Annotated in this window: 12 protein-coding genes; 3 read left to right on the top strand and 9 right to left on the bottom strand. The window is 74.0% G+C overall.

The genetic code is table 11. From position 1 onward, the window contains the following. Positions 1 to 210: 210 nt before the first annotated feature. Both OG310_RS12325 and OG310_RS12320 read left to right on the top strand, forming a co-directional pair. A complete protein-coding gene (locus OG310_RS12325; protein WP_329455928.1) occupies positions 211 to 1,056 on the top strand; it encodes a LysR family transcriptional regulator in 846 nt (281 codons plus the stop codon). Beyond that, positions 1,053 to 1,964: a serine hydrolase gene (locus OG310_RS12320; protein WP_329455927.1), complete on the top strand. Its 912-nt coding sequence runs from the start codon at positions 1,053 to 1,055 to the stop codon at positions 1,962 to 1,964. The genes OG310_RS12325 and OG310_RS12320 overlap by 4 nt, the downstream gene beginning before the upstream one ends. Before the next feature lie 96 nt (positions 1,965 to 2,060). On the opposite strand, the gene OG310_RS12315 is transcribed toward OG310_RS12320, so the two are convergent. The 7 genes from OG310_RS12315 to OG310_RS12285 all read right to left on the bottom strand — a co-directional run bounded on the left by OG310_RS12315 (position 2,061) and on the right by OG310_RS12285 (position 9,678). After that, complete coding sequence (locus OG310_RS12315; protein ID WP_329455926.1) at positions 2,061 to 2,723, bottom strand: hypothetical protein; 663 nt, start codon at positions 2,721 to 2,723, stop codon at positions 2,061 to 2,063. Beyond that, entirely contained in the window at positions 2,710 to 4,407 is a 1,698-nt protein-coding gene (locus OG310_RS12310; RefSeq protein WP_329455925.1) for a substrate-binding and vWA domain-containing protein, read from the bottom strand. The genes OG310_RS12315 and OG310_RS12310 overlap by 14 nt, the downstream gene beginning before the upstream one ends. Continuing rightward, complete coding sequence (locus OG310_RS12305) at positions 4,407 to 5,612, bottom strand: toxic anion resistance protein (RefSeq protein ID WP_329455924.1); 1,206 nt, start codon at positions 5,610 to 5,612, stop codon at positions 4,407 to 4,409. The genes OG310_RS12310 and OG310_RS12305 overlap by 1 nt, the downstream gene beginning before the upstream one ends. Before the next feature lie 119 nt (positions 5,613 to 5,731). Beyond that, positions 5,732 to 6,820: a hypothetical protein gene (locus OG310_RS12300; protein WP_329455923.1), complete on the bottom strand. Its 1,089-nt coding sequence runs from the start codon at positions 6,818 to 6,820 to the stop codon at positions 5,732 to 5,734. Positions 6,821 to 6,995: 175 nt separating this feature from the next. Next, positions 6,996 to 7,391, bottom strand: coding sequence for an SCO4983 family protein (locus OG310_RS12295; RefSeq protein WP_329455922.1), 396 nt, complete (start codon positions 7,389 to 7,391; stop codon positions 6,996 to 6,998). 103 nt (positions 7,392 to 7,494) lie between these two features. Further along, positions 7,495 to 8,706: a pyridoxal phosphate-dependent aminotransferase gene (locus OG310_RS12290; protein ID WP_329455921.1), complete on the bottom strand. Its 1,212-nt coding sequence runs from the start codon at positions 8,704 to 8,706 to the stop codon at positions 7,495 to 7,497. Between the two features lie 165 nt (positions 8,707 to 8,871). After that, complete coding sequence (locus OG310_RS12285) at positions 8,872 to 9,678, bottom strand: polysaccharide deacetylase family protein (protein ID WP_443078842.1); 807 nt, start codon at positions 9,676 to 9,678, stop codon at positions 8,872 to 8,874. Positions 9,679 to 10,014: 336 nt separating this feature from the next. Between OG310_RS12285 and OG310_RS12280 the strand changes: the two genes are divergently transcribed. Further along, positions 10,015 to 10,926 carry a hypothetical protein gene (locus tag OG310_RS12280; RefSeq protein ID WP_329455919.1) on the top strand — a complete coding sequence of 304 codons (912 nt, stop codon included), beginning with the start codon at positions 10,015 to 10,017 and terminating at the stop codon, positions 10,924 to 10,926. Positions 10,927 to 10,980: 54 nt separating this feature from the next. Here the strand turns inward: OG310_RS12280 and OG310_RS12275 are convergent, their stop codons facing one another. Continuing rightward, positions 10,981 to 12,615 carry an N-acyl-D-amino-acid deacylase family protein gene (locus tag OG310_RS12275; protein ID WP_329455918.1) on the bottom strand — a complete coding sequence of 545 codons (1,635 nt, stop codon included), beginning with the start codon at positions 12,613 to 12,615 and terminating at the stop codon, positions 10,981 to 10,983. 10 nt (positions 12,616 to 12,625) lie between these two features. Beyond that, positions 12,626 to 13,912, bottom strand: a complete 1,287-nt coding sequence (locus OG310_RS12270; protein ID WP_329455917.1) for an alanine racemase — start codon at positions 13,910 to 13,912, stop codon at positions 12,626 to 12,628. Positions 13,913 to 13,942: the final 30 nt, after the last annotated feature.

Genomic DNA, 13,942 nt, shown 5'->3' with positions numbered 1-13,942 from the left:
AGGACGGACCCGGGCGTTGGGCACCGGGCACCGCCGGGCGGACCTCACACGGCGGTCCGGGGCGTCGGTACCGGACGTCGCCCGTGGTCCACGGGCCGTGCCCCGCAGTCAATCCGCGCCGAGGGCCCATGTCGAATATGCTCTGGCAGCCCCACCCATTCGCAGGACGTATCACCGCACGCGGGAGGCCGGTTGCTCACCGAACGGCACGTGGAGATCTTTGTCGCCCTGGCCGACGAAGGGCACTTCGGCAGCGCCGCGCAGCGCGTCGGCATCACCCAGCCGCCGCTGTCGCAGGGACTGCGCCGGCTGGAGGCGCTGCTCGGAGTGCGGCTCTTCGACCGGAGCCGGGGCGTGACCCTCACCGAGGAGGGCGAGCGGCTCCTGCCACACGCCCGCACGGCGCTCGCAGCGATGGCGGAACTCCGCGAGATCGGGGCCCGTGAGCACGCCGAAGGCCCGCGCCTGCGGCTCGGCGTGGCCCCCGAGGTGCCCGCGCGGCTCGCGGCGGGCCTGGCCGCCGCACCCGTGCGCGCCGGGGGGCCTGGCCGGGTCGGCGTGGTGACGGCTCCGACGGCCACTCTGCTCGCGCGGGTGGCGACGGGCCGCCTCGACCTCGCCGTGATCCGGCATCCGGCGGTACTGAACGGGCTGGCCGCCGGGCCGGTCGAACTCTTCCCGACCTGGCTGCTGACCCCGGCGCCTACGCCCGGGGGAACGCGCCGGCCGCTGCCCGTCGCCGTACGGCCCCGGGACGAGGCGCCCGCCGCCTACGACCTGTTCGTGGACGCGCTGGCCAGTCGCGGCCGCCGGGTGGAGACCGTGGTGGTGCCCGACGAGCGGGCGGGGCTGGCGCTCGTGGCGGCCGGCGCGGCGACGCTGGTCACCGCGGACGGCACCCTGTCCGCCGACGGCGTCGAACGGACGCGTGCCACCGAACCGCCGCTGCCCCTGCGGCTGCGCGTGGTGTGGGACGCGCGGGGGGCGGCGCGCGAGGAGACGGAGCGGGCGGCCCGGTCGCTGGCCGAGGCGCTCACCCGGGAGGCGGCGGCATGAGCGGTGCACGGCGGAGCGGGGTGGAGGGGACCCTGCGGGGGCTGTTCGCGGACGCCGGGGTCCGCGGCTGGCTGCACGTCGCCGACGTGCGCAGGCCCGCCGCTCGGGTGGTCCTCGATCCCGGCGAGGCGGTCCCCGTGGGCTCGCTCTACAAGGTGCCGCTGATGGTGGCCTTCTGCCGGCTGGTGGACGAGGGGGTGCTCGACCCGGCGCTTCGGCTGACCCTCGACCCGGCGGACCGGGTTCCCGGCCCGACGGGTCTGTCCCTGTTGCGGGACGCCGTCACCATGTCGCTGCGCGACCTGGTCGCCCTGATGATGAGCATCTCGGACAACACGGCGGCCGACGCGGTGCTGCGCGCGGTGGGAGCGGGGGCGGTCGAGGACGTGTGCCGCCTCTTCCGTATGCCCGCCACCGATATCCGGGGCGGCGCCGCCCGCACCTTCGAGCGGCTGGTGACGGAGACCGGCGCCGGGACGCTGGCGGCCGCGATGGCGCGCGTCGCGGACAACGACGCCACCGTCCCCGAGGGCGTCTACGACCCGCTGTCGAAGGCGTCCAGCACACCGGAGGACATGGCCCGGCTGCTCCGGGCCGTCTGGACCGGCCGGGCCGCGTCCCCCGAGAGCTGCGGCTTCATGCGGGACGTCATGGGCAAGCAGCCCTGGAACCACCGGCTCGCGTCCGGCTTCCCCTACGACGACGTGCGGGTGTCGGGGAAGACGGGCACCTTCGGCGCGATGCGGCACGAGGCGGGCGTGGTCGAACTCGCCGACGGCAGCGCCTACACCGCCGTGGTCTTCACGCAGGCCGCCCGCGCCGACGCCAGGCTCCCGCGCGCCGACGCCGTCATCGGCGCGGCGGCGCGGGTGGCCGTCGAGGAACTGCGCGGGAACGAGGGCACCTGACGCGGGCGGGCCCGGCGGCAGCTCGCGCCGGGGCCCACCGCGCGGGGGCCCGGCGCAGGCACGGCGGTGCGCAACGGGTCCCGTCACGGCGGGGGTTCAGGCGTCGCGCGGCAGGCCGTCGCCCGGCTCCCGGTGGCGGCTCTCCAGGTAGTGGGTGTGGGACTGCTGGCGCCGCGACTCGCTCTCGCGCAGGGCGGCGGCGAGGGACCCGGCCTCCTCACGCAGCAGGGTGAGCTGCCGCTCCAGATGGCGTTCGGGCGGTTGCGCGCCCGGCTGGAGCCGCGTCCACCAGCGGACCCTGACGTACGAGTCGACCGACTCCGGCACGTCGCGGCGGATCGCGCGCGAGAGCACGTGCACCGCCTCCGGGTCCCCGGCGAGGGCGTCCCCGACCCACCCGGGTTCGAGGAGCATGCCGAGCACCTCGGTCAGCTCGTCCGCCGTGGCGCGTGCCCCCGCGGGCAGTTCCACCTCCGCGAGGTAGGTACGCAACGAGGCGAAGTCCGCCCGCGCGCTGTCCAGTTCGTCCGTCGTGGCGTCCGCGGTGAACACCGGCGCCGTGGGGCGCTTCGGCGGGAAGATCAGCGCGCCCGCCGCGTAAAGGCCCACCACGGCGGCAGGCCAGAAGGCGCCCGCGAGGCCCGCCGCACCGAGGCCGACGCCGACGAGCCCCGCCGCGCAGCCCGTGATGTTCTTGCCGGACTCCAGGTAGCCGACGACCCGGCCGGGGTCCGCGGGGTCCTGGTCACTGGTAGCCACGGATCTCCTCGAAGGCGCCGTCGAGAGCCGCGTCGCCGCCCGTCGCGTCGAACAGCCGGCCCCCGGTGAGTGCGGCGATGTGCTGGAGTTCCGCGCGGTCCGCGTCGCCGAAGACGACGGGGAAGACGGGCGTGGAGCGCCCCGCCGCCGGCAGTCCCGCGTAGAACGTGTCGAACCGCCCTGCAGGGGAACCGGCGTTGGACTCGCCGTCCGTCATCAGCACGATCGAGGTGAACGTGTTCGCGCTGCCCGGGCCGAGGTGTGCGTAGGCCGCCTCCAGGCTGTCGTAGACCGCCGTGTTCCCGGAGGCCGTGAGCCGGCCGATGTCGGAGCGCAGCACCGCCAGCGACGCCGTCGGGTCGGCCGGGGCGACCGTGCGGGTCGTCACCTGTTTCACCGTGGTGCCGAACGGCATCAGCGTCACCTGTTCGCGGTCCCGGAAGCCGTCGTCCGCACCGCCCGCACCGTCGCCGCTCGCACCGCCCCCGCCCGCACCGCCCCCGCCCGTCCCGGAACCGGTCAGGCCGATGAGTGCCCTCTTCAGGCGGGCGAGCCGGTCACCGGCCATCGAGCCCGACGTGTCGAGCACGTAGACCGTGCGCGAAGGGCGGCGCAGCTTGTTCTCGTACGCGTCGAGCAGGCCGCCTGCCACCGCGAGCGAGCCGGGGAAGGGGAGTTCGCGCCGCTTGTCCGTGCCGAGCCCGGGGGCCGGGGCCGCGGCGGGCACGACCGGCCGCCGGTAGGTCTGCCGGCTGATCCGCTCCTGGACCGCCGGGGTGCGCAGGTAGCCGGTGAGCGCGTCGGCCGAGGTGCGGGCGTCCTGGGGCGCCGACGTCAGCAGGGTGAACGGGTAGTTGGCGGTGACCACGCCGTCCTTCGGGCGGATCACGCTCAGCCCGGCGTGCTCGGTGCGGTTCAGCTCGGTCAGCACCGACTCGTAGTTGATCATCGCGTTGACCGAGCCGTCGCGCCGGTACGCGCTCGCCAGCCACCCCGAGGACCCCGACGTCAGTTTCTGACCGGAGAAGAAGGACGTGAGCTTCGCGGAGGTGCGGTCCACGTCGGCCTGGGTGAGTGCGGACTGCGCGTCGGAGAGCGCGGAGGTGACCGAGATCAGCGCCGCGTAGCCGGAGTTGGAGCGGGCCGGGTCGGTCATGCCGTACGTCAGTCCCCGGCGGGTGACCGCGTCGTAGACGTCCGACCAGGTCACGTCCGACGCCGGGCGGCCGAGCAGGCCGGCGTCCTCGGCCCGGACTCCGATGGCCACCGGTGAGGACATGACGGGCGTCTCGTCGGTGATCTTCGGGCCGGTGCCCGGCAGGAGCCGCAGGTAGTCGTTGGAGGACAGCCAGATCGCGTCGTAGCGGCCGTCGGCACCGCCGTCCGCGACGAGTTCCGCCGCGTCGAGCGTGCCGGAGTACGTCATCTTCACATCGACGCCCGTCGCCTTGCGGGCGTCGGTGAGGATCTTCGCCATGTCGGACAGCTCACTGGAGGCGAGGACCCGCAGTGTGCCCTGGTGGTAGGTGGCGGGCGTGGTGGCGCGGACCGGCACGCGGCCGTCCGCGCCGCCCCTGCCGCCGGACGTGCACGCCGTCGCCGCCAGCAGCGTCACGGCGAACGCGGCGAGCACCCGCAGCGGCCCGGTACGACGTGATCGCGGGCCCGGGGATCCCGTGCGCATCAGCGCGTACCGCCTTCCAGTGCGTTGGCCGAGCGGCTGCGCTCCAGGTGCGTGCGCGCCGTGCGCAGTTCGCCGCTCAGCGACTCGACGGTCGTCGCCATGGCTTCGGTTGCCTGCACCTTGTACGTGTCGATGGCGTCGAGCGTCCGGTAGATCTGCTGGAAGGCGGCCCGCAGTGTCTCCACGCCGACCGCCGGGTCCGCCGCGATCCGCTGGATCTCGCCGCTCTGCGTGGACAGCATCTCGGCGTTGCCCCGGATCAGGTCCTCGGTCGTCGCCCGCAGCACGGTCACCTGCTCGGTGACCTTGCGCTGGCTCTGGAGCGCCTGCGCGAGCATCACGGCGATGCGCAGCGCGGAGACCGTCGTGGTGGCGGCCCGGTCGACGCCCTTGATCAGTTCGTCGTTGTTGCGCCGTACGACGTCCATCGCGAGGTAGCCCTGCGCGCACACGGCGAGCTGTGTCAGCAGGTCCTGGTGCTTCTGGCGCACCGGGAAGAGCACGTCGGCCCGCAGGGCGTCGGCCAGCGTGGCGTCCGTGGAGGCGACGGCGTCGACGCGCCGTTCGACCGCCGCGTCCAGCGCCTCGGTGAGCACCGCGTACTCCTGGAGTTTGCCCATGGTCTCCCACAGGCGGGTGCGTTCGGTGTGCAGCGCCGCGTTGTCCCGGCGCAGTTCGTCCTGGCCGCCGCGCAGCGAGCCGACGATTTTGTTCAGGGTCGCCTGCGAGGAGGCGTACTTGGCGACATGGTCGCGCAGCCTGTTCCCGCCGGGCAGCCTGGACAGGAACCGGCGGCCCCGGCCGGCGCCGTCGCGCGGGTCCAGGTCCTCGACGGTGCGCCGCAGCTCGACCAGTGAACTGCCCACCCGGGCCTGCGCGTCCACGTCACCGCCGGCGAGGGAGCGCACGGTCCGCTCCAGCATCCGGTTGGACTGCTGGGCGGCGCCCCGGATGTCGCCCGCGCCGAGGTTCGCGATCTCGCCGATGCGGGCGGTGAACTCGGGCGAGCGCGCGTCGAGCGTGGACAGCGAGGAGACGTACTCGGCGGCCCGCCGCTCCATCTCCTCGCGTACGGACGCGTCGAGCGGCACGAGCCCCGACGCCTGCTCGGTGCGCACCGGCGGCACGGGATCGGGCGGGGTGAGGATGAACTCTCCGGCGTCGCTGGGCACGCTGCTGACCTCCGTACTGTTCTGAGTGGACAAGGGGTCCCCCTGGACGTGCGGTGGGCGTACGGCGGATGCGCGTACGCGGGTGGACGTCGGTGCCGCGTCCCGGCCGCCGCGACACCGCGGCCGGGACGCGGGCGTCCTGGCGCCCGGTGTCAGGACGTGGCCGCTCGGGCCATGCGCCGGATGATGTCGCTGGTGGGCACGGGTGCCAGGACGACCCCGGAGAGCGACCGGTTGAGGTACGCGCCGTCGCCGGCGGTGGCCTCGTCGAACGCGGCGCGCGCCGCGCGCGGCCGGAACCCGTGCCGCACTTCGAGGCGCTGGAGGGCGGGGTCACCGCTCAGCAGGGCGCTGAAGCGCCACCCCTCGGGCGTCAGCGGCACGATCGTGTGGTCGCTGCTGACGGTGGTGTCGGGGTACAGCGTCACCAGGTCGCCCGGGTCCTGGTGGGCCAGGAGCAGCGCCGCCACCTGCGACTCGTAGGCGAGGACGAGTGGTGTCCCGACCCCGCTGATGAAGTCCGTGAACGGCTCCTCGGAGCTGGACTTCTGCGAGCCCTGCGCCGATACGAGCTTCCTGAGCAGGGGCGCCGTGCGGTCGAGGCCGGCCTGGTCGGTGACGACGCTGCCGCCGCTGTCGACGTAGGCGGCGTCCGCGAGCAGCAGTGCGCCCGAGTTGGACGTGTCGGGGTCGGTGGAGGTGATGGTGAGCGTGCCGCGCAGCTCCGCGTGGGACGAAGTCCCCTTGAGGTCCTGCCACTTGGTGCCACGGCCCGCGGCCTTCAGATAGGCGCCCATCTTCAGGGTGCCCCGGTGGGCCGCGTCGAGGGTGGCGAGGCCGTTGTCCGCGAGGACCTGCGCCGCCGCGTGGGTGGCGACGACGACGAGCGGTGAGTAGAAGGGCCGCGGCAGTTCGCGCGTGACATGGAGTTGCCGCGCCAGCGCGTCGGCCGGTGCCTGCGACGAGGGGAAGGCGAAGTCGTCGCCCTTGAGCGGCTGGTCCTGCATGGCCCACGAGCCCGACGTCACCGTCTTGACCGAGAAGCCTTCTGCCGCCAGTGCCTTCCGCACGGCGGGATCGGCGAAGAAGTCCGCCTTCTCCGACCCGATCACGCCCTGCACCTGGACCACGGTCTTCGTTGCCGGGTCCTTCGCGTCCTCGGAGTGGTGGTTGACGACGACCGAGGCGACGCAACCGATCAGCACCACCGCAAGGACGATTCCCAGGATGCGTGTCTTCACAGGGGGAGCGTGCTCTCGGAACTCCACATTCCGGGCGGGTTCGGGTGTACGGGAGGTGAAGTACCCATCCCGGTAACGAACCGGAGGCTCCAATTCCGGCTGCTGGTACGGCCGTTCGCCGGGCGGGGCGCGGACCGGTGCGCCGGCCGCTCCGCGCGGGGGTGCGCGCTGCGGGTCAGTGCGCGCCCGTGAGCTGGGCTCCCTCGCGCAGCGCCCGCGTGTGCGCCGCCAGGCGCTCCGTCAGCACCTCGGTGGCCGCCGCGTCCGCGCGGGACTCGGCGACGACGAGGGCGCGCGCCGCGGCGGCGGCGGCCCGGCGGTGTAGTCCGGCACGGTGTCCGGCGTCGTCCACCGCGGCGGCCCGTACGGGTTCGGTGCCGCGCAGCCGGACGATCTCCCGCAGCACGCGCCGCGCCGCCTCGTCGAGGCCGAGCTCGTCGGTGACGGTGAGGAGGGCGGTCAGGTAGCCGGCGAGCTGGCTGTCCAGCTCCTCCTCGCGGCTGCGGTGCGGGACGTCGGGGCGCGGCGCGGCCATCGAGTGGACCGACCTGGTGCGGATCTGCTCGTACATGGCATGGCCTCCTGGCGTCGTCAGGAACCCATCCTACATTGGAATCAGTCTAAAGTTGAGGCCGATCGAAGACCGGCGGCGACGGCTACCAGGAGTCCCGGCGTCAGTGCTGTCCGTAGCCGTCGAGGAACGTCCCGATCCGGGTCACCGCGTCCGCCAGGTCCGCCGCCGTGGGCAGCGTCACGATCCGGAAGTGGTCCGGCTCCGGCCAGTTGAAGCCCGTACCGTGCACCACCATGATCTTCTCCGCGCGGAGCAGGTCCAGGACCATCTCCCGGTCGTCCTTGATCTTGTAGACCGCCGGGTCGAGCCGCGGGAACAGATACAGCGCGCCCTTCGGCTTCACGCACGTCACCCCCGGGATCTGCGTCAGCAGCTCGTACGCCGTGTCCCGCTGCTCCAGGATCCGGCCGCCCGGCAGCACCATCTCGTCGATGGTCTGCCGGCCGCCGAGCGCGGCGGCCACCGCGTACTGCGACGGCATGTTCGCGCACAGCCGCATGTTCGCGAGGATCGTCAGCCCCTCGATGTACGAGGACGCGTGGCCCTTCGGGCCGCACACCGCGAGCCAGCCGGAGCGGAACCCGGCCACCCGGTAGTTCTTGGACAGGCCGTTGAACGTGAGCGTCAGCAGGTCGGGCGCGAGCGCCGCGGTCGGCGTGTGGGTGGCGCCGTCGTACAGGATCCGGTCGTAGATCTCGTCCGAGCAGATCACGAGGCCGTGCCGGCGGGCGACGTCGGCCAGGGCCGTCAGCATCTCGGGGCCGTACACCGCGCCCGTCGGGTTGTTCGGGTTGATGATCACGATCGCCTTGGTGCGGTCGGTGATCTTGCGCTCGATGTCGGTGAGGTCGGGCTGCCAGTCCGCCTGCTCGTCGCACCGGTAGTGGACGGCGGTGCCGCCCGCGAGCGAGACCGACGCGGTCCACAGCGGGTAGTCCGGTGCCGGTACGAGCACCTCGTCGCCGTCGTCCAGCAGGGCCTGCATCGCCATCTGGATCAGCTCGGACACCCCGTTGCCGAGGTAGATGTCCTCGACGCCCAGCTCGATGCCCTTGGTCTGGTAGTGCTGCATCACCGCGCGCCGCGCGGACAGCAGCCCCTTCGCGTCGCCGTAGCCGTGCGCCGTGGCGAGGTTGCGGAGCATGTCCTCAAGGATCTCCGGCGGGCACTCGAAGCCGAACGCCGCGGGGTTGCCCGTGTTGAGCTTCAGGATGCGGTGGCCGGCCGCCTCAAGGCGCATCGCCTCGTCGAGCACCGGGCCCCGGATCTCGTAACAGACGTTGGCGAGCTTGGTCGACTGGATCACCTGCATGACCGCCACTGTACGGGCGCGGGCCCGGGGCCGCGCCGTGGTTTTCCCCACGTTCGCCCGGCCGGCGCAGGACCGGCGGGAGCCGCCGGGACGCGGGCGCCCAGGGCCTGGGGCGCCCGCTCCCGCGCCCGCCGGGCGGGTGGCCCGGACGCCGGCCCGCGGGTGTCAGCGCACCGGGAAGCTGAACGCGTAGCCGTGGTGGCGCAGCCACGGCAGCAGCTGCCCGAGCGCCTGCACGGTCTGGCTGCGGTCCCCGCCCCCGTCGTGGAAGAGGATCGTCGGGCCGTTCGACAGCTCGTCCTTGACGGTCGCCTGGATGGCGCCGACGCCCGGCCGCTCCCAGTCCTTCGCGTCCACGTTCCAGCCGAGCGGCCGCAGTCCGGCCGCCGCCGCGACCTGCCTGCTGTACGGGGTGAAGGCGCCGCCCGGCGCCCGGTAGTACTGCGGCTTCACGCCGCCCGACGCCTGGGCTATCTGGGTGGCCGCCGCCAGGATCTCGTGCTTCTGGTACGCCCGGCTCTTGTGGTTCATCGACTCGTCGTGGTCCACGGTGTGGTCGCACAGCCGGTGGCCGGCCGCGACGACCGCCTTCACCAGGTCCGGATGGGCGGCGGCCTGCGGCCCGATCATGCAGAACGTCGCCCTGACGCCGTTCTCCTTCAGCACGTGCAGCACCTGGGGCGTCCACGCCGGGTCCGGCCCGTCGTCGATCGTGATGTTGACCGCCTTGCCGCCGCTGAGGGCCGCGTGCGCGATGTCCATCGACACGACGGGCGGCGGCAGCGCGGGATCGGGCGTCGAGGTCTGTGAGGGCAGCGGCCGGTGCGTCGGCGACGGGCTCGCCGACGCGGACGGGCGGGGCGGCGCCTTCCCGTCGGCCGCGCCCGCCCCGGGACCGGCCGCCCGCACATGGTCGGACCCGCACCCCGCGAGCAGCGCGGCCAGCGCCAGCGCTCCCGCCGCCGTCCCCATCGCCCGCGCGCGAAGCCGCCCCCGGCCCCGCCGCCCTGCCCGTCCCCGCACCTCTCGGCGTACCCGCGTGCCCCCGGCGGCCTGCCCCATCGCGCTACCTGCTCCCACCCCGACAACCGTGTCGGGGAAAGAGACGATCGAACGGGCCGCCGGGATCCGTTCGCACAGCAATCTCATAAACTCGCGGGCCGCGAATCGGACGCGGGGCGCGGTACCGGTACAGGCCGGGCGTGCCGGGAGGCGTTCGCGCGGACGGCCGGGGGCGCCGCGACCCGCCCGGTCCCTCTGAGCGCAGAATGCCGTGGGGGACAGGGGGAGCGTGTGGACGGTTCGGGGATGATGCGGCCGCTTCGGGCGGCGGCAGCGGAGGACGAGAGCGTAAGCCGCTGGGCGCAGGCGGGCACGGCCTCGCTCGCGCTGTGTTTCGAGGTGCTGCTCGCCGGGGCGGTGTACGTACCGGTATGGGCCGCCGAGCCGGACGCGGGAGGCGGGGACTGGGGGCTGTTCGGGTTCTTCCTGCTGGCGATGGTGCCCGTGGTCTGGGGAGTGTGCCGGATCCTGGCGGGCGTCGGCGTGGTGCCGCTGGTGCGCCTCGTCGGCTCCCTGGTCCGCAGGCGGCGCGGCCGCTACGGGGGCTGGTGGTTCCCCGCGTTCGCCGCGGTGGCGGGCCTCGCGACGGGACTGAGCTGCCTGATGGCGGGGGCGGCTCCGGCGAGTGCCGGCTGGGCCGCGCTCGCCGTGGCCGGAGCGCTCACCGGCGCGGGCGTGCCCGTGTGGTGGACGCTGCGCGACGAGCGGCCCGTGCCGCTCCCCGACGCCCGGGAGCGGGTCTGGCTGAGCGGGGGCCTCGGCTTCACCGCCGTCGTGGCTGCGGGAGTGCTGCTGTTCACGGTCGGGCCGCTGCACGTCTACCGGCCGCCGGTGCTCACGCCCGCCCGGCTCGTCGGTGTCTGGGCGGACGGCCACGGCGGCGGCGTCCGGCTGGAGTCCGACGGTTTCATGGAGGCGGTGCGCCTGCACGACCGGGCCACGCACGACGGCGGCCGGGTCGTCCTCGGTCCCGGCTGCACAGTGAGCGGGACCTGGTCCTTCGACGCGGACGTGGGCGAGCGGCAACAGGAGGTGCGCACGGAGGGCGGCAAGTCCTGCGGCACGGAACAGTGGTCGGTGCTGGGCACGGATCACGATCCCCAGCTGTACGTCTTCGTCGACGGGTCCGACCTCTACACGCTGACGAAGCAGCGCTGAGCGGTGCGCCGGCCACACGGCAGGCGCAGACCTGCGCGCCTTCGCACCCCGTCCTCAGACCGCCGTCCCGTCCGCCCTCCGCCGTACCGAGCGGCCCGCGAGGACGTCCGTGCGGCGGCCGTCCGCCATCACGAACCGCCCGTCGATCATGACGTACGGGATGCCTGTCGGGGGCGTCCTCGGCGCGTCGAAGGTGGAGCCCGCCGCGACCGTGTCCGGGTCGAAGAGGACCAGGTCGGCGCGGAAGCCGGGGCGCACGAGGCCCCGGTCCGCGAGGCGGAGCCGGGCCGCCGGACGGCCGGTCAGGTGGGCCACGCACTCCTCCAGCGACAGCACGCCCAACTCCCGTACGTAGCGGCCGAGGTAGTGCGGGAAGGTGCCGTAGGCGCGGGGGTGCGGCTTGCTGCCGTGCAGGATGCCGTCGCTGCCGCCGGTGTGTACCCGGTGGCGCATGATGCGGCGCACGTTCTCCTCGTGGCCCACGTGCTGCAGGATCGTCGGCGCGAGCCGGTCGCGGGTCAGCAGGCGCAGTGCCACCGTCCACGGCTGTTCGCCCGCCGCCCGCGCCGAGGCGGCCACCGACCGGCCGACGTACGGTGCGAGGTCCGCAGAGGTGACGCCGGAGATCTCGATGGTGTCCCAGTCGATGGGCACGCCGTGGCAGCCGTCGGAGCCGGTGACCTCCAGGTCGTGGCGGACCCGGGCGGCCACCGCCGGATCCGCCAGGCGGGCCAGCGCGGCGTCGGGTCCGCCCTCGTTGGCCCAGCTCGGCAGCATCGCCGCGAGCGTCGTCGCGCCCGGGGTGTACGGGTAGGTGTCGAGCGAGATGTCGGCGCCGTCCGCGAGCGCGCGGTCCAGGAGCGCGAGGAGTTCGGGCGCGCGGCCCTCGTTCTCCGGGAAGTTCATCGTGGCGTGCGCGAGGTGCAGGGCGCAGCCCGCGTCGCGGGACAGTTCCACCATCTCCGTGTAGGCGGCGAGGGCGCCCGCGCCGTAACTGCGGTGGTGCGGGCAGTAGTAGCCGCCGTAATGGGCCACCACCCGGCACAACTGGGTCAGTTCGGCGTCGTCCGCGTACATGCCGGGCGTGTACGTCAGGCCCGACGACATGCCGACCGCGCCCTGCTGCAGGCCCTCGGCGACCAACTGCCGCATCCGGTCGAGTTCCCGCGCGCTCGTCGGCCGGTCCTGCCAGCCGACGGCCAGCATCCGCACCGAGCCCTGCGGCACCAGGTACGCCGCGTTCACCGCGATGCCCCGTCCGCCGAACGCGCCGTCCAGCCGGTCCAGGTACGCGCCGACCGTGCGCCAGTCGAAGTCGACGGAGCGGTCGCCCGGCCCGCCGCCGTTCCAGCCGGCGATGGTGCGGCGGATCTCGCCGAGCGTGCGGTCGTCGGCCGGCGCGTACGACAGGCCGTCCTGTCCGAGTACTTCGAGGGTCACGCCCTGCGCGGTCTTCGCGAGGTGTTCGGGGTCGCGCAGCAGCGCCAGATCGCTGTGCGCGTGCATGTCGACGAAGCCGGGGGACAGGGCGAGCCCCGCCGCGTCGATCTGCCGGGCGGCGGACGGGCGCGGCCCGCCGCCCTCCGGCGTGATCCCGGCGATCCGGCCGCCGTCGATGCCCACGTCGGCGCGGTAGGACGGGTCGCCCGATCCGTCCACGATCAGCGCCCCACGGATGACGAGATCCACGCCGTACCTCTCAGAAGAACGTACGGACGAGGTCCGTGACCGTGCCGTCGGCCGTGACCACGGGGATCAGCTGCCATTTGTCGAACGACGTGCACGGGTGCGAGAGGCCCATCCCGAGCCAGTCCCCGACCTCCAGGTCCGCGCCCGGCCCGGTGGTGATCCAGGCGTGCTGGTCGGACAGGCGGGCCACCGCGATGCCGTCGGCCGCGCGGATCTCGCCGGTGCGCCCGTCCCGTACGACCTGCGCCTCCGGCAGGTCCAGATCGTAGGCGGCGTCCCGCTTGCCCGCGTTGACGAACGCCTGCTCACCCGTCGGGCGGGAGACGACCTGCGCCCACAGCCGGAACGCGGGCTCCAGCGCGCCTTCCTGCGGCACCCGGTTGAACGGTGTGAGGTGGCGGTAGTGGCCGTCGTCGTGCGAGACGTACGCCCCCGAGCGCAGCAGCTTCACGACCGGCGCGGACAGCTCGGGGATCGTCTCGAACACGTCCGCCACCGCGTCGAACCAGGCGCTGCCGCCCGCGCTGATCACGATGTCCCCGGCCCCGGCGAACCGGCCCTGAGCGTCGAAGCCGGCCGCGAGCGCCACCAGGCGCCGCAGGTAGGCACGCACCCGCTCGCTGTCGGCGTCGGGCACCTCGCCCTCGTACCCCGCGACGCCGGTCAGCCGGAGCGTGCCGGCCGCGGCGACCGCGTCGGCGACCGCCGTGCAGTCGGCCTCCGTGCGGGCGCCGGTCCGCGCGCCCTCGCCCGCGCCGAGTTCCACGACGACCTCGACGGGCCGGCTCGCGCCCGCCGCGCGCAGCGCCTCGTCCATCAGCTCCACGCCGCGTACGGAGTCGACGTAGCAGACGAAGCGGAAGTCCGGGTCGGCGTCCAGTTCGGCGGCGATCCAGCGCAGGGCCGCCGCGTCGACGACCTCGTTGGCGAGGAAGATCCGCTGGATCCCGTACGCCCGGTAGACCCGCACCTGGTGCGGGACGGCCGCCGTGATGCCCCAGGCGCCGTGCGCGAGCTGTCGCGCGAACAGCTGCGGCGCCATGGACGTCTTGCCGTGCGGCGCGAAGTCCAGGCCGTGGCGTGCGGTGTAGGTCTCCAGCAGCGCGAGGTTGTGCTCAAGCCGCTCGGCGGACAGGGCGAGCACCGGGGTGGTGAAGCCGCCGGTGAACAGGGAGCGGTGCTGCGCGGCGAGCTCCCCGACGGTCAGCCCCTCCGCGTCGGGCGGCAGCCCCTTGAACCGGTGGTCGACGCGGGTCTCTGCGAGGCCTGCGACGGCCTCCTCGCTGATCGGGCCCATGGGTGTGCGCTCCTGCGGGGTGAGTCGCCT

It is taken from the genome of Streptomyces sp. NBC_01497, assembly GCF_036250695.1.
In the GTDB taxonomy this organism is placed as follows: Bacteria; Actinomycetota; Actinomycetes; order Streptomycetales; family Streptomycetaceae; genus Streptomyces.
The sequence above is the reverse complement of the archived record's forward strand: the minus strand, read 5'-3'. Positions and strand labels throughout refer to the sequence as shown.

What these genes read in the sequence shown, in the direction of transcription:
- OG310_RS12290 (WP_329455921.1), bottom strand. Translation starts at nt 8,706, where the DNA reads ATGCAGGTGATCCAGTCGACCAAGCTCGCCAACGTCTGTTACGAGATC.
- OG310_RS12280 (WP_329455919.1), top strand. Translation starts at nt 10,015, where the DNA reads ATGATGCGGCCGCTTCGGGCGGCGGCAGCGGAGGACGAGAGCGTAAGC.
- OG310_RS12320 (WP_329455927.1), top strand. Translation starts at nt 1,053, where the DNA reads ATGAGCGGTGCACGGCGGAGCGGGGTGGAGGGGACCCTGCGGGGGCTG.
- OG310_RS12295 (WP_329455922.1), bottom strand. Translation starts at nt 7,391, where the DNA reads ATGTACGAGCAGATCCGCACCAGGTCGGTCCACTCGATGGCCGCGCCG.
- OG310_RS12270 (WP_329455917.1), bottom strand. Translation starts at nt 13,912, where the DNA reads ATGGGCCCGATCAGCGAGGAGGCCGTCGCAGGCCTCGCAGAGACCCGC.
- OG310_RS12310 (WP_329455925.1), bottom strand. Translation starts at nt 4,407, where the DNA reads ATGCGCACGGGATCCCCGGGCCCGCGATCACGTCGTACCGGGCCGCTG.
- OG310_RS12285 (WP_443078842.1), bottom strand. Translation starts at nt 9,678, where the DNA reads ATGGGGACGGCGGCGGGAGCGCTGGCGCTGGCCGCGCTGCTCGCGGGG.